We start from the raw sequence: 16,805 nt of genomic DNA on the forward strand, positions 1-16,805 counted from the left end.
TCGGACGGCAGGCTGCTATCGGTCCCCGAAGATCGTGCGGTGCCAGTCCTTCGCCGCCACCGCGGTGTTGTCGTACATCACGTGCTTGACCTGCGTGTACTCCTCGAAGGAGTAGGCCGACATGTCCTTTCCGAAGCCGGACGCCTTGTAGCCGCCGTGCGGCATCTCGCTGAGGATCGGGATGTGGTCGTTGACCCAGACGCAGCCCGCCTTGATCTCGCGGGTGGCGCGGCCGGTCCGGTAGACGTCGCGGCTCCAGGCGGAGGCGGCGAGGCCGTAGGGGGTGTCGTTGGCGAGCCGGATGCCCTCGTCGTCGCTGTCGAAGGGCAGGGCGACGAGGACCGGTCCGAAGATCTCCGACTGCACGATCTCGCTGTCCTGCGCGGCGCCGGTGATCAGGGTCGGACGGTAGTACGCCCCGTTCTTCAGCCCGCCTCCCGGGGCTTCGCCGCCGGTGACGACGGTGGCGTAGCCGCGGGCGCGGTCGACGAAGCCGGCGACCCGGTCGCGCTGGGCGTGGCTGATCAGCGGGCCGAGGTCGGTGGCGGGGTCGAAGGGGTCGCCGAGGCGGACGCTCTCCATGAGGGCGGCGACCCGGGCGACGAAAGCGTCGAAGAGGGGGCGCTGGACGTAGGCGCGGGTGGCCGCGGTGCAGTCCTGGCCGGTGTTGATGAGCGAGGCGGCGACGGCGCCGTGGGCGGCGGCCTCCAGGTCGGCGTCGTCGAAGACGACGAAGGGGGCCTTGCCGCCGAGTTCGAGGTGAAGCCGCTTCACGGTGGAGGTGGCGATCTCGGCGACCCGCTTGCCGACCGGCGTGGAGCCGGTGAAGGAGGTCATGGCCACGTCCGGGTGGCCGACGAGGTGTTCGCCCGCGGTCCGTCCGGCGCCGGTGACGATGTTGACGACTCCGTCGGGGATGCCGGCCTCGCTCGCCGCCTGGGCGAACATCAGCGAGGTGAGCGGGGTGAGTTCGGCCGGCTTCAGGACGATCGTGTTGCCGGCGGCGATGGCCGGCAGAACCTTCCAGGCGGCCATCTGGAGGGGGTAGTTCCAGGGGGCGATGGAGCCGACGACGCCGATGGGCTCGCGCCGTACGTACGAGGTGTGGTCGCCGCTGTACTCGCCGGCGGACTGGCCCTGGAGGTGGCGGGCCGCCCCGGCGAAGAAGGCGGTGTTGTCGATCGTGCCGGGGACGTCGAACTCGGTGGAGAGCTTGATCGGCTTGCCGCACTGGAGGGACTCGGCGTGGGCGATCTCCTCGGCCCGCTCGGCGAGGACGCCCGCGAAGCGGTGCAGCGCGTCGGAGCGCTCGCCGGGGGTGGCCCCCGCCCAGCCGGGGAAGGCGTCCTTGGCGGCGGCGACGGCGGCGTCGACGTCCGCGGTGGAGGCGAGGGCGTAGGTGTACACGCTCTCGCCGGTGGCCGGGTCGACGACGCTGTGCTCCTCGCCCGAGGTTCCGGGCCGCAGTCGCCCGCCGATGTACTGTGCGCCGGCCGCGAAGCGGTCCGTCACCTGGAAGCGGTTGCCCATGACGCTCTCCGTTGTTCCAGCTCGAATTGAGTGCCGATCCTGACAGAGGACTACGTAGCCAACAAGGGATTCCGTTGTTGCCTTTTGGTTACGCGACGGAATCGGTCGACCATGTGTCGAGGGACCCGGGGAATACCCGTACGGAATGTCCGTGGCGACTGCCAGACTCGCATGCATGGGGACCATCGAGGAATTGACACAGCAGGTCAGCAGTGGTGACCGGGTGAAGTGGCTGCACTTCTGGGGGCACCGGCCGAGGCCGGACGGGGAGCTCTCGGCGAGCTGTCTGAGTCAGTGGTGGCCGTCACCCTTCGAGGTCGACGGGGTGCGGTACGCCACCGCCGAGCACTGGATGATGGCCGCCAAGGCGAGGCTCTTCGGGGACGCGGACGCCGAGCGGGCCGCGCTGGCCGCCGCCACGCCCGCCGAGGCGAAGAAGGCGGGGCGCCTGGTGCGCGGCTTCGACGACGCGGTGTGGGAGCGGGAGCGCTTCGGGATCGTCGTGGAGGGCAGCGTGCACAAGTTCTCCTCCGACGACCGGCTGCGGTGGTTCCTGCTGGGCACGCGGGGGCGGGTGCTGGTCGAGGCGAGCCCGCTGGACCGGATCTGGGGCATCGGCCTGGCCGCCGACGACGCCCGCGCCCAGGACCCGTCCCGCTGGCGCGGGCTGAACCTGCTGGGCTTCGCCCTGATGGAGGCGCGCGACCGGCTGGCCTGAGGGGCCCGACGCGCCGAGGCAGGCGCGGGAGGGGGCCGGGACGCGCCGCGGGCGGGGGAAGCCGCGGCGCGGGAGGGGGCGGGGCCGGGAACGCGGCGGGGGCGGGAACGCGGCGGGGGCGGCCCCCGGTGGGAGCCGCCCCTGTGCCGCGCCCGTACCGGGCCCGCCCCGCGTTTACCGCCCGTCGGTCACCAGGCTGGTCGCGAACGGGTCCGACGGGTCCTCCTCGAAGGTCGAGGGGTCCTGCTGGATCGCCCAGACGAAGAAGACCAGGAAGGCCGCGGCGATCAGGATCCCGATCGAGCCGAGCACGATGCCCGCGATCGCCATTCCCCGGTTGGTCGCCTCGCCCCGGCCCGCCTTCTTCACGCCGATGATCCCGAAGATCAGCGCGAGGATGCCGAGGATGCCCTGGATGCCGTACAGACAGATCCCGACGACCGAGATGATGCCGAGCACCAGCGCCGCCGTGCCCATGCCGTTGGAAGGGGCCTGCTGCCAGCCGGTCGCGCCGTAGGGCCCCGCGCCGTACGGGGCCTGACCGTAGGCGGTCTGGCCGTAGCCGGTGGAGCCGTACGCCGGGTAGGCCGGGTAGCCGTACGCGGCCGTGCCGCCGGGGGCCGTCGGCGGGGTGGGCGCCGTGGGGTAGCCGTACGTCCCGGGCGCGGCCGCGGGACCGCCGGGCGCGACCGGAGGCGGCGGCACCTGTCCGGCGCCGTCCTCCCCCGTCGGCATCGCCGTCATCGTCGGCTGGTCGTGGACCGGCGGACGGTCGTGCACCGGCGGGGTGGCCGGCTTGCCCAGCTCCACACCGTCGCGGTTCGGCGGAGCCCACGGGTCCGCCGGGTCGTACCCGCCCTGCGGCTGGTCGCTGTTGTCAGACATGGGCCTCCCCCATCGTGGTGCCGCCATGCTACGACCTCGCGTCGACCGCGGAACGGCCCGCCTACGATGATCCGATGACCGACCTGCATCCTTTCATCGCCGGGCTCCCCAAGGCCGAGCTGCACGTCCACCACGTGGGCTCCGCCTCCCCGCGGATCGTCTCCGAGCTGGCCGCCCGCCACCCCGACTCCAAGGTCCCCACCGACCCCGAGGCGCTCGTCGACTACTTCACCTTCACCGACTTCGCGCACTTCGTCGAGGTCTACCTCTCGGTCGTGGACCTCGTCCGCACCCCCGAGGACGTCCGGCTGCTGACCTTCGAGATCGCCCGCGACATGGCCCGGCAGAACATCCGGTACGCCGAGCTGACGATCACGCCGTACAGCTCCACCCGCCGCGGGATCGACGAGAAGGCCTTCATGGCCGCGATCGAGGACGCCCGCAAGGCCGCCGAGGCCGAGCTCGGCGTCGTCCTGCGCTGGTGCTTCGACATCCCCGGCGAGGCCGGCCTCGCCGCCGCCGAGGAGACCGCCCGGCTCGCCGTCGACCTGCACCCGGAGGGCCTGGTCTCCTTCGGTCTCGGCGGCCCGGAGATCGGCGTGCCGCGCCCGCAGTTCAAGCCGTACTTCGACCGCGCCATCGCGGCCGGTCTGCACTCCGTCCCGCACGCGGGCGAGACGACCGGACCGCAGACGATCTGGGACGCCCTGAACGACCTGCGCGCCGAGCGCATCGGCCACGGCACCAGCGCGGTGAAGGACCCGGCGCTGCTCGCGCACCTGGCCGAGCACCGGATCGCCCTGGAGGTCTGCCCGACCTCCAACATCGCGACCCGCGCCGTCGCGCACCTGGACGAGCACCCCCTCAAGGAGATGGTGGCCGCCGGCGTCCTCGTCACGATCAACAGCGACGACCCGCCGATGTTCGGCACCGACCTGAACAACGAGTACGCCGTCGCCGCCCGGCTCCTCGAACTCGACGAGCGCGGGGTGGCCGCCCTCGCCAAGAACGCGGTGGAGGCGTCCTTCCTCGACGCGGCCGGCAAGGCCCGGATCAGCGCCGAGATCGACACGTACACCGCCACCTGGCTGGGGCGCTGACAGCCGCCACAATGGGCCCATGGATCACGTCACTGTCGTAGGCCACCGGGGCGACCCGTACCGCGTCCGCGAGAACACCGTGCCCTCGATCGTCTCGGCGATCGAGGCCGGTGCGGACGCCGTCGAGATCGATGTACGGCTCACCGGCGACGGTGTCCCCGTCCTCCTGCACGACGACACCCTCAAGCGGCTGTGGGGGCACGACCGGCCGCTCTCCGCGCTCTCCCACGCCGAGCTGCGCGAGCTGACCGCCGACGGGGTCCCGACCCTGCGCGAGGCGCTGATCGCGGCCGGGCCGCACCGGCTGATGCTCGATCTGCCCGGCGGGAACGAGGCCTCGGTCCGCACGATCGTCGGCACGGTCCGCGAGTGCGGCGCCGCCGAGCGCGTCTACTACTGCGCGGGCGGGGTCGCCATGCTCCAGGTGCGGGCCGCCGACCCGTCCGCCGAAATCGCGCTGACCTGGAACTCGCTCGCCCCGCCGCGCCCCGCCCTGCTCGAAGCGGTCACGCCGCGCTGGCTCAACTTCCGCTTCGGCCTGGTGAGTCGGGAGCTGGTGGACGCGGTGCACCGGAACGGCCACCTCGTCTCCGCCTGGACCGCGGACACCCGGCGCAGCATGCGTAAGCTGATCGCCCACGGCGTGGACTCGATCACCACGAACCGTGTGGACGCGCTCGCCGCCGAACTGCGAAGGGATGCCCCCAGGTGACCGGCATCGAGAGAATCCGTACGGACATCGCCCACAACGCCCGGGTGTGGAACTACTGGTTGGGCGGCAAGGACAACTACCCGGTGGACCGCGCGGTCGGCGACCAGGTCACCGGCTTCTATCCCGGCATCGGCGAAGTGGCGCGCGCCGACCGGGCGTTCCTCGGCCGGGTCGTGACCCATCTGGCCACCGACGCGGGGGTGCGCCAGTTCCTCGACATCGGTACGGGGCTGCCGACCGCCGACAACACCCACGAGGTCGCCCAGCGGCTGACGCCGGACGCCCGGGTGGTGTACGTCGACAACGACCCGATCGTGCTCACGCACGCCCGGGCGCTGCTGACCAGCTCCCCTGAGGGCGCCACCGAGTACGTCGACGCGGACGCCCGGCAGCCGGAGCGGATCCTGGAGGCGGCGGCGAGGACGCTGGACCTCGGTGAGCCGGTCGCGGTGATGATGCTCGGAATCCTCAACTTCGTCCTGGACACCGACGAGGCGCGGAGCGTCGTCCGGACGCTGATGGACGCGATGCCGTCGGGCAGCCATCTCGTGCTGACCCACCCGACCCTGGAGCCGGAGCTGGGCGGCGAGGGCAACGCGGCGGCGATGGAGTTCTGGAACGAGAACGCCACCCCGCCGATCACCGCCCGCACCCGCGCCGAGTTCGCCTCCTTCCTCGACGGCCTGGAGATCCTGGAGCCCGGCATCGTCTCGTGCGCGAGCTGGCGCTTCGCCCCGGCGAGCGAGGTGGCCCAGTTCGGCGCGGTGGGCCGCAAGCCGTAGGGGGGCGGGGGGACGGGGAGCGCCTCGGCCCTGCTGGTGGCGGCCTACGGAGCGCCGACGGCCTGAGGCGCTTCGGCCCCGGCCGCCCCCGCCTGCGCCGCCTGCGCCGCTTCGAGGCGCTTGATCATCCTTCGTACGGCGAGCAGCGGGATCACACCGAACACCCCGAAGGCCATGTCGATGACCGACCACCAGAAGGGGATGCCCCGGACGGGGCCGCAGATCAGGGCGAGCGGGATGATCCCCGCGCAGGCGATCATCCCGAACTCGATCACCCAGATGTTCCGTACGGGATCGCGGTAAGGGCCGTAGAACGCGACGGCGATGACGAGGTGTGCGAAGGCCAGCCAGTCGGTGCCGTACAGCAGGAACGGGTACGCCGCGTCGGCGGCGTCGAGCCCGTCCCGAACGCGCTGGATCCACTCCAGGAGCCCGGGGAAGAGCTCCGCGACCGGCGCCGCCCAGGAGGTCAGCGCCTCCTCGGCCAGGCGGAGTTCGGTGACGAGCGGGAAGGCGGTGAGCCCGCTGAGCACCAGGCAGACGATGAAGACGACCAGCCACACACGGATACGCCTGAGAAGGGCTCTCGGTCCCTTGGCCTCGTTCATGACAACACCCTACGCCCGCCATGAACGCGTTCAAAAACGGGGTGACCGGTCGCCCCGGCGCGACGGCGGCCCCTCAGAGGCCGACGATCGCGTTCCACCGCTTCGCGAACTCCGACCGCTCCTCGGAGGTGACGTCCCGGGCGATCGCGAGCCGCGCCCGCATCGCGTCGTCGGGGAAGATCAGCGGGTCCTCGGCGAGGGCCGCCCGTTCCTCGTCGCCGGAGTCGGCGAGGAGGTCGCGGGCCGCCGGGACCGGGCAGACGTAGTTGACCCAGGCGGCGAGTTCGGCGGCGACCTCGGGCCGGTAGTAGTGGTCGATCAGCGCCTCGGCGTTGGCCTTGTGCGCGGCGAGGTTGGGGACCAGCAGGGACTCCGCCCACAGCTCGGCACCCTCCTCGGGGACGACGAACTCGATGTCGGGGTTGTCGGCCTGGAGCTGGACGACGTCGCCGGAGTACGCCTGGCAGGCCAGGACGTCCCCGCTGGAGAGGTCCTTGATGTAGTCGTTGCCGGTGAAGCGCCGGATGTGCTTCCTGCGTAGCAGCCCCTCGACCTGTTCGCAGAGCGCGTGGAAGTCGTCGCCGGTCCAGCGGGTCACGTCGACGCCGTTCCCCTGCATCAGCAGCGCGAAGGACTCGTCGAGCCCGGAGAGGAGCGTGACCTTGCCCCGCAGGTCGTCGGCCCACAGGTCCTTCGTGGACCGGATCTCCCGGCCGAGCCTCCTGCGGTCGTACGCGATGCCGGTGATCCCGGACTGCCAGGGCACGGTGTGCAGCCGGCCCTCGTCGAACGCGGGGGAACGCAGCTGCGGGTCCAGGTGCGCGGAGACGTTCGGCTGCTTCGCCCGGTCCATCCGCTGCGCCCAGCCGAGGCGGACGAAGCGGGCGGCCATCCAGTCGCTGACGACGATCAGGTCCCGGCCGGTCTCCTGATGGTTCATCAGGGCGGGGCCGATCTTGCCGAAGAACTCGTCGTTGTCGTTGATCTCCTCGGTGTACCGGACGGCTATCCCGGTCCGCGCGGAGAAGGCGTCGAGGGTGGGCCGCCGCTGGGTGCCGTCCTCGGTGTCGATGTAGAGCGGCCAGTTGGCGAAGTCCAGGGAGCGGTCGCGCGCGGACAGGTCCCGGCCGGCCCGCTCCCCCGGCTCGACGTAGGCGGACGGCACCCCGCATCCGGCGAGCAGGGCCCCGGCTCCGACGCCGCCCATCCCGCGCAGCACGGACCGGCGGGACACGTTCTTCCTCGCTGTCGCTCTCATCCGAGCAGCATCGCGGGCGGGCCCCGGCGGAACAATGGACGGTCCGTCGACACAACGACCGCGGCCCCGACACCCTGTCGATCGGGGTGCCGGGGCCGCGGGCCGGGATCGTGACGATCAGCCCAGGGACGTCATCACGTGCTTGACGCGCGTGTAGTCCTCGAAGCCGTACGCCGAGAGGTCCTTGCCGTAGCCGGACTTCTTGAAGCCGCCGTGCGGCATCTCCGCGACGAGCGGGATGTGGGTGTTGATCCAGACGCAGCCGAAGTCCAGCGAGCGGGACATGCGCATGGCGCGCGCGTGGTCCTTCGTCCAGACCGAGGAGGCGAGGGCGAACTCGACGCCGTTGGCGTACTCCAGGGCCTGCTCCTCGTCACGGAAGGACTGCACCGTGATGACCGGGCCGAAGACCTCGTTCTGGATGATCTCGTCGTCCTGCTTGAGGCCGGAGACGACGGTCGGGGCGTAGAAGTAGCCCTTGTCGCCGACCTGGTGGCCGCCGGCCTCGACCTTGGCGTGGGCCGGGAGGCGGTCGATGAAGCCGGAGACCTGCTTCAGCTGGTTGGCGTTGTTCAGCGGGCCGTACAGCACGTCCTCGTCGTCCGGCTGCCCCGTCTTGGTGTCGGCGGCGGCCTTGGCGAGCTGCTGGACGAACTCGTCGTGGATCGACTCGTGGACGAGGACGCGGGTCGCGGCCGTACAGTCCTGGCCGGCGTTGAAGAAGCCAGCCACGGAGATGTCCTCGACGGCCTTGGCGATGTCGGTGTCCTCGAAGACGACGACCGGGGCCTTGCCGCCCAGCTCCAGGTGGACCCGCTTGACGTCCTTGGCCGCCGACTCGGCGACCTGCATGCCGGCGCGTACCGAACCGGTGATGGAGGCCATCGCCGGGGTCGGGTGCTCGACCATCGCGCGGCCGGTCTCGCGGTCGCCGCAGACGACGTTGAAGACGCCCTTGGGGACGATCTTGCCGATGATCTCGGCGATGACGACGGTCGACGCGGGGGTCGTGTCCGACGGCTTGAGGACGACCGTGTTGCCCGCGGCGAGCGCCGGGGCGAACTTCCAGACGGCCATCATCATGGGGTAGTTCCACGGCGCGACCTGGGCGCAGACGCCCACGGGCTCGCGGCGGACGATGGAGGTCAGACCCTCCATGTACTCGCCGGCCGAGCGGCCTTCGAGCAGCCGGGCGGCGCCCGCGAAGAAGCGGATCTGGTCCACCATGGGCGGGATCTCCTCGCTCGCGGTGAGGGCGACCGGCTTGCCGGTGTTCTCGACCTCGGCGGCGATCAGGTCCTCGGCGCGCTCCTCGAAGGCGTCCGCGATCTTGAGGAGGACCTTCTGGCGCTCGGCGGGCGTGGTGTCGCGCCAGGCCGGGAACGCGGCCGCGGCGGCCTCCATGGCGGCGTCGACGTCCGCCTGACCGGAGAGCGGGGACGTGGCGTAGGCCTCGCCCGTGGCCGGGTTGACCACCTCGATGGTCCGCCCGTCGGCGGCGTCCCGGAACTCCCCGTTGATGTAGTTACGCAGCCGGCGCAGCTCGGTGGTCACTTGCCACCCCTCCTGTCGTTCAGAGTTCGATCTGTCCCGATGGATGAGACACCACCACAGTAGTCGCTCGGCGGACGCTTTCGACAGGCCCACCCGCTCGCAACTTCGGATTCAGTGCCTTGCGCAAGTCGAAACAACGAATTACATCGCTCACGGCTTGCCAGACAGACGAGTCTCGGTGCACAGTGAGGTTGTGGCCAGTCAAAGCACGAACTCCAGGACCGCATCCGGTTCGTCCCCGACGATCGATGCCGTATCCCTGGCGATCATCGAGCAGCTCCAGGAGGACGGTCGCCGTCCGTACGCCGCCATAGGCAAGGCCGTGGGCCTCTCCGAGGCGGCCGTCCGGCAGCGCGTCCAGAAGCTGCTCGACCAGGGCGTCATGCAGATCGTCGCCGTCACCGACCCGCTCACCGTGGGGTTCCGGCGGCAGGCGATGGTCGGCATCAACGTCGAGGGCGACCTCGATCCGGTCGCCGACGCGCTGACTGCCATGGCCGAATGCGAGTACGTGGTGATGACCGCGGGCTCCTTCGACCTGATGGTGGAGGTCGTCTGTGAGGACGACGACCACCTGCTGGATGTGATCAACAAGCGCATCCGCACCCTCCCCGGCGTGCGCTCCACCGAGAGCTTCGTCTACCTCAAGCTCAAGAAGCAGACCTATATGTGGGGAACCCGATAGCCGTGAGCAAGGACCTCTCCAAGACCGCGTACGACCACCTGTGGATGCACTTCACCCGCATGTCGTCGTACGAGAACTCGCCCGTCCCCACCATCGTGCGTGGTGAGGGCACCTACATCTTCGACGACAAGGGCAAGCGCTACCTCGACGGTCTCGCGGGCCTCTTCGTGGTCAACGCCGGACACGGCCGCCAGGAGCTGGCCGAGGTCGCGTACAAGCAGGCCCAGGAGCTCGCGTTCTTCCCCGTGTGGTCGTACGCGCACCCCAAGGCCGTCGAGCTCGCCGAGCGGCTGGCGCACTACGCCCCGGGCGACCTGAACAAGGTCTTCTTCACCACCGGTGGCGGCGAGGCCGTCGAGACCGCCTGGAAGCTCGCCAAGCAGTACTTCAAGCTGCAGGGCAAGCACACCAAGTACAAGGTCATCTCGCGCGCGGTGGCCTACCACGGCACCCCGCAGGGCGCCCTGTCCATCACCGGCCTGCCGGCCCTGAAGGCCCCCTTCGAGCCGCTGGTCCCCGGCGCGCACAAGGTGCCGAACACCAACATCTACCGCGCCCCGATCCACGGCGACGACCCCGAGGCCTTCGGCCGCTGGGCCGCCGACCAGATCGAGCAGCAGATCCTCTTCGAGGGCCCCGAGACCGTCGCGGCCGTCTTCCTGGAGCCGGTGCAGAACGCCGGCGGCTGCTTCCCGCCGCCGCCCGGGTACTTCCAGCGGGTCCGCGAGATCTGCGACCAGTACGACGTGCTCCTCGTCTCCGACGAGACGATCTGCGCCTTCGGCCGCCTCGGCACGATGTTCGCCTGTGACAAGTTCGGCTACGTCCCGGACATGATCACCTGCGCCAAGGGCATGACCTCGGGCTACTCCCCGATCGGCGCCTGCATCGTCTCGGACCGCCTCGCGGAGCCGTTCTACAAGGGCGACAACACCTTCCTGCACGGCTACACCTTCGGTGGCCACCCGGTGTCGTCGGCGGTCGCGATCGCCAACCTCGACATCTTCGACAAGGAAGGCCTGAACCAGCACGTGCTGGACCAGGAGGGCAACTTCTTCGACACGCTGAAGAAGCTGCACGACCTGCCCATCGTCGGCGACGTCCGCGGCAACGGCTTCTTCTACGGCATCGAGCTCGTGAAGGACAAGGCCACCAAGGAGTCCTTCACGGACGAGGAGACCGAGCGCGTGCTCTACGGCTTCCTCTCCAAGGCGCTCTACGAGAACGGCCTGTACTGCCGGGCCGACGACCGCGGCGACCCGGTCATCCAGCTGGCCCCGCCGCTCATCGCCGACCAGGGCACCTTCGACGAGATCGAGGGCATCCTGCGCGCGGTGCTCACCGAGGCCTGGACCAAGCTCTGAGCCTCCCCGCGGGACCTCACGCCGCCCTCACGGCGTGACCTCCGGCCCGGGCGTGCCGCCATCCGAGTGGATGGCGGCGGCCCGGGCCGCGTGCTGTCCGTACAAACGGATCTGAATCCTTACGGTGCCCAGTGACCCGAAGGCCGTCCTTTCGTTCCCCCGTACGGGGGAACACGGGGGACCAGACATCAGATCCGACTTCGATCGACCTCGAGGTGTACGCGATGGCCCCACCGGACAACGACGTGCTCTGGGCGCGTTCCCTGCACTACTCCCTGGAAGGCTCCACCGCGCTCAGCGGCGTCTCCCTCGGGGTCCGCGAGGGCGAGATCCTCGCCCTGGTCGGCCCGCGCGGCAGCGGCAAGACGGCCCTCATGCACTGCCTCTCCGGCCAGGCCGTCGCCCAGCAGGGCGAGGTCTGGTTCAACAGCAGCCCCGTGCACACCCTCAACCAGGCCCAGCGCGAGCGGCTGCGGCGGGAACGCTTCGGCTGGATCGGACCCGAGCCCGGCCTGGTCCCCGAGCTCACCGCCTGGGAGAACGCCGCCCTGCCCCTGCTGCTGCGCGGCGTCTCGCACCGGACGGCCAGGACCACCGCCCTGGAGTGGCTGGAGCGGCTCGACATCGGCATGTGCGCGCGCAAGCGCCCGCACGCCCTCACCCAGTCGCAGCGCCAGCGGATCGCCATCACCCGGGCCCTGGTCACCATCCCCTCGGTGCTCTTCGCCGACGAGCCGACCGCCGCCCTGCACCAGGCCGACGGGTCGCAGGTGCTGCGCACCCTGACGGCGGCGGCCCGCTCGCACGACATCACCGTGCTGCTCGCCACCCACGACACCGAGGTGGCCGCCCTCGCCGACCGCTCGGTCGCCCTCCTCGACGGGCGCCGGGTGAACGGCGCGGAGCCCACGACCGGGGCGGAGGGCGTCACCACGTGCTCGCTCTCCGTCTAGTCCGCGGAACGCACCCCGTCGTCCTGCTGCGGCGGCTCCTGGTCGCCGCCGCGTCCGCGGGCGTCGGCTTCCTGCTGCTGTGCACGCTGGGGTACGCCCTCGGCCACCCCGCCGACTCGGCCGCCTCCACCCTGCGCCTGCTGTGGTGCGTGATCCCCCTGGCGGCGACCGTGTACTTCGCGGTGGCGGTGGCGCGTACGGACCCCAGCACCCGGCCCCGGCCCGGACTCTCCGCGATCGGGCTCGGCCCCGCCCGGCTGACGGCCGTGGCCGCCGCGTCGACGGCGGTCGCCTGCACGCTGGGCTCGGCGGTCGCGCTGCTGTTCTTCCTGCACCTGCGCGGCGACATCACCGGGCTGCCCTTCGACGGGGCGGCCGCCGACCTGCTGGCCGCCGGGCAGCCGCTCCCGGTGGCCGCCGCGCTCACCCTCCTCGCGATCCTGCCGGTGACCGCCTCGACGGCGGCCGCGCTGGCCCTGCGGCCGAGGAAGGAGGTCGTCACGGAGGGCGCGCCGAGGACGGCGCCGTCCGGCCTGCCCTGGGGCGTGGCGCTGCTCGCCGTGGGCCTCGCGGTCGAGACGTACGCCGGGCAGGGCGACGGGGACCGGGCGTTCCCCCTGCCCGGACGCTTCGAGGGCAGCCCCGGGGGCGTGCTCGCCGGCTGGATCCTCACCGCGGTCGGCCTGGCGATGGCGGGACCGGGCATCACCCACTGGTGCGGCCGGCTCCTCCAGTCCGTCCGCCCGGGCGCGGTCCGGCTGCTGGCCGGCCGGGTCCTGATGGACGAGTCGCGCCGGATCGGGCGGCCGCTGGGCGTGGTCTGCGCGGTGGGCTCCGGCGGCCTCGCGGCGGCCACGCTGTACGACGCGGGCACGGGCGACTTCGGACTGCTCACGGGCCTGGGCGCCGGCCTCGTGATCGCCTGCACGACGGCGACGCTGCTGACGGCTGCCCTCGAGTCCAAGCAGTGCCGCGCCCACACGACCGCGGCCCTGCTGCGCCTCGGCGCCCCGCCGACGGTGCTCCGCACGGCGGCACTGCTCCGCGCGGGCGTCCTGCTCGCGGTGTTCCTCCCCCTGACCTGGCTGATCGCCGAACTGGCGGCGGTCCCGCTGCGGTGACCCCGGCGGCGCGCCCGACGTCCGGGGAACCCGAGTAATCGTTCCTGCCGGGGGGGGCGGGGTGCGGGGTCCCGTACGGGCGCGGTCCCGGGGTTTCCCCGTACGGGCGTGGTCCGGGCGTTCCCCGTACGGGTGCGGCGGGGCCCCGGGGAGAGCGCCGGGTGGGCCCGCCTATCGTGGGGCCATGGCCCGTCCCCACTCGCTCGAGATCCACGACCACCGGGAGTTCGCCGACGCCGTCGCGCGCGGCTCCCTGGTCGGCCACCGGATCCAGTCGCTCGACCTGACCGGGGAGACGGCCGCACTGCTGTCCGTCCCGGCCACGGGCGCGGTCTTCCTCGGCTGCCCGATGCGGCCCGACGCCGCCGCCAAGGTCCGCGCGGAAGGGGCCCTGGTCTTCCCGCCCGTACCGGACCTCCCGTTCGACCCGTACCGCGCGCGGCTCTACTCCCCCGACGGTCTCTTCGCCGGCGTCGAGGAGGAGGGGTACGAGGCGACCCCCGACGCCCTCGCGTACGCGTGGTTCCAGCGGACGAAGGCGGACGGCGACGTCTTCGCGTCGATGCTGCGCGCGATCCACGACGACGCGATCTCCGACGCGCTGGACGAGCTCCTCGCCGGCGCCCGGGTCGTCGGGGTGATGGGCGGCCACGCGATGGCCCGGGGCACGGACGCGTACGCCGGGGCCGCCCGGCTCGGGCGGGCGCTGGCCCGCACCGGCCTCACCGTGGCGACCGGCGGCGGCCCCGGCGCGATGGAGGCCGCGAACCTGGGGGCGTACACCGCGCCGCTCGCCGACCCCGTCCTCGACGAGGCGCTCGAACTCCTCGCGAAGGCACCGTCGTTCACGCCGTCGGTCACGGAGTGGGCGCGGGCCGCGTTCGAGGTGCGGGCCCGGTGGCCGCGGGGCGGCGACTCGGTCGGCATCCCCACCTGGTTCTACGGCCACGAGCCGCCGAACGCCTTCGCCGGTCACATCGCGAAGTACTTCGCCAACGCCACCCGCGAGGACGGGCTGCTCGCGCGGTGCGGCGGCGGGGTGGTCTTCCTGCCGGGCGCGGCCGGCACGGTCCAGGAGATCTTCGACGACGCGACGCCGAACTACTACGAGTCCCGGGGCGAGCCGACCCCGATGGTGCTGGTCGACCGCGCCCACTGGACGGAGCGGCTGCCCGCCTGGCCGCTGCTGTGCGCCCTGGCGGCGGACCGGCCGATGGCGGCCCGGATCGCCCTGGTCGACTCCATCGACGAGGCCCCGGAGGCGCTGCGTCGCCTGACGGCCGCGCGGTAGTCGCACGGGTCCCTGCCGGCCGCGGTTCGGCAGCCTCCGCGCACTGAGCGGCCGCTACAGCCTGCGGACGGCCTGCGCCTCCGCCCGTTCCACGGAGGCCCTGCCGTGGACGTGCACGAGCGCCAGGTGGAAGAGGGCGGGCGCGAGCGGCGCCCAGCGGTGGATCCGGTCCGGCCGCAGGAGGTACCGGGAGACGTCGGCCGAGCGGAAGGGGACGTACTCGACGCTGTCGTGCTCCCAGCGGTCGGCGACGCCCCTGCCCATCCGGTCCCGCAGCCGGTCGCCCGTCATGTCGGTGAGCCGGGCGTAGAAGTGGGCGCTCCAGTGGCGCTTGTGGACGTCGAGGACGAAGGCCAGCAGGGAGAGCGTGTACTCGTTCGGCTCCAGGGCCATCTCCTCCCGCATGCCCCGCCGGGCGACCGCGTGCAGGTCGGGGGCGTTGCGGCCGGAGGAGTCGATGTGCCGGGAGAGCCCCTCGTTGACGGAGGAGTTCCACACGCCCGGCGCCATGCGGACCCGGTTGCTGCGCCGGCTCACGACGAGCAGGTGGTCGGCGGTCACGACGGCGACGTTGACGGCGAAGCTGCACTGGAGGAACGCGGGCGCGGCGAGGGGCTGTTCGGGGTCGAGGTAGCGGGTCCGCGGGGTGGAGCCGTCCGGGAGGCGCCGGTCCAGCTGCTGGGCGGCGAGGAAGGTGTAGTAGTCGGTCGGCCGCAGCCGCAGATGGACCTCCGACTGTTCGTCGAGGGCGGTCCGCGAGACCTCCAGGCTCTCCACCGCGTAGCGGGGGCCGTTCCACACCGGGGCCCGGTCGCCCTCTTCCCGGGCACGGGCCTCCTCGGCCTCGATCTCCGCATGCCAATCCGCCATGTGGTCCGGCAGCGCGACCTCGCCGTCGAGGACCTGGACGTGGATCGACTCGGCGGCGATGGCGCGGTCGCCGTCGCCCTCGACGATGAGCGCGGAGGTGTGCAGGGGCCCGAGGGAGAAGGTGGACCAGGCCGGCCCGGCCTGCGCCCGGAAGGTGAGGCTGCGGACCACGCCCGCCGAGCGACGCCGGATCCGGAACCACACGTCCTGCGTCCACTGCTGGAACAGGGTGGCGAACACCACGCCCAGGATGGCGCCGACCACGCCGTTGCCCACGTCTATTCCGCTCACCCGCGCCAGCGTAGGGCAGTTGATCAACGCCGCGGGGTGGGAGAGGCAACTTCGGCGGTCGAATCCTCGTCTGGCAGACGGAACGAATCCCCAGGAACCCGAACGGAGCCTCCCGGTGCTCATAGGACTGCTGACCGCCGTCGTCGCCTCGATCTGTTACGGCACGGGCTCGGTGCTCCAGGCCGTCGGGTCCCGTAAGTCCGCGCGCCGCGAGGCGGCGGCCGGGATGGTGACGGAGCGGGGCGGCCCGAGCCTGTCGTCGACCGCGAAGGCGGCGATGACGTGGGAGTTCGTGGTCGGCACGATCCTGGACTTCGTCGGCTTCGGGCTCGGCGCGCTGGCCGCGCGGCTGCTTCCGCTGTTCCTGTCGCAGACGGTGATCAGCGCCAATCTCGTCGTCACGGCCGTCCTGAGCGTGCGGCTGCTCGGCATCCGGCTGACCCGCGCGGAGTGGACGTCGATCGGCGTGGTCTGCTCGGCGCTGGTGCTGCTGGCGAGCGCGGCGGGCCCGGAGGGCAGCGGCCACACCCCGATCGCCACGCACTGGTGGCTGCTCGCGGTCTCGCTGCTGCTGATGGTGGGCGGCACGGTCGTCGTACGGCTCCTCGGCGCGCGCGCCGCGATCCTGGCGGGCCTGCTGTCCGGCCTCGGCTTCGGCGCGCTCGGCGTCGGCGTGCGGATCCTGAACGGCATCGACCCCTTCGACCCGGCCGCGCTGCTCGGGGACCCGGCGCTCTACGCGATCCTGGTGGCCGGGGTCGGCGGCATGTACCTGCACACGGTCGCGCTCCAGATCGGCTCGGTGAACGGCGCGACGGCGGCGCTGGTGGTCGGCGAGACCGTCCTCCCGGGCATGATCGGCGTCTGGTGGCTCGGCGACGCCTCCCGTCCCGGCTTCGGCTGGCTCGCGGTCACCGGCTTCCTCCTCGCGGTCGCGGGCGCGGTGGCGGTGGCCTGGTTCGGCGCCCCGGAGGGCGACCCGGCCGCCGATCCCGCGCGGGAGACTCCCGTACGCGAGGAGAAGCCGGAGCCGGCCGGCCTGCCGTAGGGGCGCCCGGAGCGCCCGCCCGGACCGCGGGGCGG

General features: G+C 72.1%; 16 protein-coding genes. 10 read left to right on the top strand and 6 right to left on the bottom strand.

Translation table 11 applies throughout. The annotated features are described in order from the left end of the window. Positions 1-15: 15 nt before the first annotated feature. Positions 16-1,530 (bottom strand): gamma-aminobutyraldehyde dehydrogenase, encoded by a 1,515-nt coding sequence (locus ACZ6RC_RS29500; protein ID WP_469588955.1) that lies wholly within the window; start codon positions 1,528-1,530, stop codon positions 16-18. Positions 1,531-1,705: 175 nt separating this feature from the next. Here ACZ6RC_RS29500 and ACZ6RC_RS29505 point away from each other — a divergent pair, with 175 nt between their 5' ends. Beyond that, the gene (locus ACZ6RC_RS29505; RefSeq protein WP_469588957.1) at positions 1,706-2,248 is read left to right on the top strand and encodes an NADAR family protein; all 543 of its coding nucleotides are present in this window, start codon (positions 1,706-1,708) and stop codon (positions 2,246-2,248) included. A 174-nt stretch (positions 2,249-2,422) separates the two neighbouring features. On the opposite strand, the gene ACZ6RC_RS29510 is transcribed toward ACZ6RC_RS29505, so the two are convergent. After that, positions 2,423-3,133: a DUF4190 domain-containing protein gene (locus tag ACZ6RC_RS29510; protein ID WP_391138752.1), complete on the bottom strand. Its 711-nt coding sequence runs from the start codon at positions 3,131-3,133 to the stop codon at positions 2,423-2,425. 74 nt (positions 3,134-3,207) lie between these two features. Between ACZ6RC_RS29510 and ACZ6RC_RS29515 the strand changes: the two genes are divergently transcribed. The 3 genes from ACZ6RC_RS29515 to ACZ6RC_RS29525 are packed head-to-tail and all read left to right on the top strand — an operon-like array spanning position 3,208 to position 5,727. Then, positions 3,208-4,233, top strand: a complete 1,026-nt coding sequence (locus tag ACZ6RC_RS29515; RefSeq protein WP_453618526.1) for an adenosine deaminase — start codon at positions 3,208-3,210, stop codon at positions 4,231-4,233. 19 nt (positions 4,234-4,252) lie between these two features. Continuing rightward, positions 4,253-4,945 carry a glycerophosphodiester phosphodiesterase gene (locus ACZ6RC_RS29520; protein ID WP_391138756.1) on the top strand — a complete coding sequence of 231 codons (693 nt, stop codon included), beginning with the start codon at positions 4,253-4,255 and terminating at the stop codon, positions 4,943-4,945. Then, on the top strand, positions 4,942-5,727 hold the full coding sequence (locus tag ACZ6RC_RS29525) for an SAM-dependent methyltransferase (RefSeq protein ID WP_469588961.1): 786 nt from the start codon (positions 4,942-4,944) through the stop codon (positions 5,725-5,727). Before ACZ6RC_RS29520 ends, ACZ6RC_RS29525 begins: the two co-directional genes overlap by 4 nt. Positions 5,728-5,771: 44 nt before the next feature. Here ACZ6RC_RS29525 and ACZ6RC_RS29530 read toward each other — a convergent pair whose 3' ends face one another. The 3 genes from ACZ6RC_RS29530 to ACZ6RC_RS29540 form a co-directional block, all read right to left on the bottom strand. After that, a complete protein-coding gene (locus ACZ6RC_RS29530; protein ID WP_391138760.1) occupies positions 5,772-6,335 on the bottom strand; it encodes a hypothetical protein in 564 nt (187 codons plus the stop codon). Positions 6,336-6,408: 73 nt separating this feature from the next. Next, on the bottom strand, positions 6,409-7,593 hold the full coding sequence (locus ACZ6RC_RS29535) for an extracellular solute-binding protein (RefSeq protein ID WP_469588965.1): 1,185 nt from the start codon (positions 7,591-7,593) through the stop codon (positions 6,409-6,411). 117 nt (positions 7,594-7,710) lie between these two features. After that, entirely contained in the window at positions 7,711-9,147 is a 1,437-nt protein-coding gene (locus tag ACZ6RC_RS29540) for a gamma-aminobutyraldehyde dehydrogenase (protein ID WP_391138765.1), read from the bottom strand. Between the two features lie 178 nt (positions 9,148-9,325). Here ACZ6RC_RS29540 and ACZ6RC_RS29545 point away from each other — a divergent pair, with 178 nt between their 5' ends. From ACZ6RC_RS29545 to ACZ6RC_RS29565, 5 genes are all read left to right on the top strand, one after another. Continuing rightward, positions 9,326-9,832, top strand: a complete 507-nt coding sequence (locus ACZ6RC_RS29545) for an Lrp/AsnC family transcriptional regulator (RefSeq protein WP_365720598.1) — start codon at positions 9,326-9,328, stop codon at positions 9,830-9,832. Beyond that, positions 9,817-11,196: an aspartate aminotransferase family protein gene (locus tag ACZ6RC_RS29550; protein WP_391138768.1), complete on the top strand. Its 1,380-nt coding sequence runs from the start codon at positions 9,817-9,819 to the stop codon at positions 11,194-11,196. The genes ACZ6RC_RS29545 and ACZ6RC_RS29550 overlap by 16 nt, the downstream gene beginning before the upstream one ends. A gap of 224 nt (positions 11,197-11,420) precedes the next feature. After that, positions 11,421-12,149, top strand: a complete 729-nt coding sequence (locus ACZ6RC_RS29555; protein ID WP_391138770.1) for an ABC transporter ATP-binding protein — start codon at positions 11,421-11,423, stop codon at positions 12,147-12,149. Then, entirely contained in the window at positions 12,131-13,270 is a 1,140-nt protein-coding gene (locus ACZ6RC_RS29560; RefSeq protein WP_453618534.1) for a hypothetical protein, read from the top strand. The genes ACZ6RC_RS29555 and ACZ6RC_RS29560 overlap by 19 nt, the downstream gene beginning before the upstream one ends. A gap of 184 nt (positions 13,271-13,454) precedes the next feature. Continuing rightward, positions 13,455-14,561, top strand: a complete 1,107-nt coding sequence (locus ACZ6RC_RS29565; protein WP_469588970.1) for an LOG family protein — start codon at positions 13,455-13,457, stop codon at positions 14,559-14,561. Positions 14,562-14,615: 54 nt separating this feature from the next. Here the strand turns inward: ACZ6RC_RS29565 and ACZ6RC_RS29570 are convergent, their stop codons facing one another. Then, the gene (locus ACZ6RC_RS29570) at positions 14,616-15,722 is read right to left on the bottom strand and encodes an NUDIX hydrolase (protein WP_469588974.1); all 1,107 of its coding nucleotides are present in this window, start codon (positions 15,720-15,722) and stop codon (positions 14,616-14,618) included. A 115-nt stretch (positions 15,723-15,837) separates the two neighbouring features. On the opposite strand from ACZ6RC_RS29570, the gene ACZ6RC_RS29575 reads away from it, so the two are divergent. Beyond that, on the top strand, positions 15,838-16,770 hold the full coding sequence (locus tag ACZ6RC_RS29575; RefSeq protein WP_453618540.1) for a DMT family protein: 933 nt from the start codon (positions 15,838-15,840) through the stop codon (positions 16,768-16,770). Positions 16,771-16,805: the final 35 nt, after the last annotated feature.

Source organism: Streptomyces sp. NPDC048353 (assembly GCF_055587165.1).

Bases quoted from the DNA above. Each gene is read 5' to 3' on its own strand.
- ACZ6RC_RS29505 (WP_469588957.1), top strand. From the start codon at position 1,706: ATGGGGACCATCGAGGAATTGACACAGCAGGTCAGCAGTGGTGACCGG.
- ACZ6RC_RS29515 (WP_453618526.1), top strand. From the start codon at position 3,208: ATGACCGACCTGCATCCTTTCATCGCCGGGCTCCCCAAGGCCGAGCTG.
- ACZ6RC_RS29520 (WP_391138756.1), top strand. From the start codon at position 4,253: ATGGATCACGTCACTGTCGTAGGCCACCGGGGCGACCCGTACCGCGTC.
- ACZ6RC_RS29555 (WP_391138770.1), top strand. From the start codon at position 11,421: ATGGCCCCACCGGACAACGACGTGCTCTGGGCGCGTTCCCTGCACTAC.
- ACZ6RC_RS29500 (WP_469588955.1), bottom strand. From the start codon at position 1,530: ATGGGCAACCGCTTCCAGGTGACGGACCGCTTCGCGGCCGGCGCACAG.
- ACZ6RC_RS29530 (WP_391138760.1), bottom strand. From the start codon at position 6,335: ATGAACGAGGCCAAGGGACCGAGAGCCCTTCTCAGGCGTATCCGTGTG.
- ACZ6RC_RS29535 (WP_469588965.1), bottom strand. From the start codon at position 7,593: ATGAGAGCGACAGCGAGGAAGAACGTGTCCCGCCGGTCCGTGCTGCGC.
- ACZ6RC_RS29565 (WP_469588970.1), top strand. From the start codon at position 13,455: ATGGCCCGTCCCCACTCGCTCGAGATCCACGACCACCGGGAGTTCGCC.
- ACZ6RC_RS29510 (WP_391138752.1), bottom strand. From the start codon at position 3,133: ATGTCTGACAACAGCGACCAGCCGCAGGGCGGGTACGACCCGGCGGAC.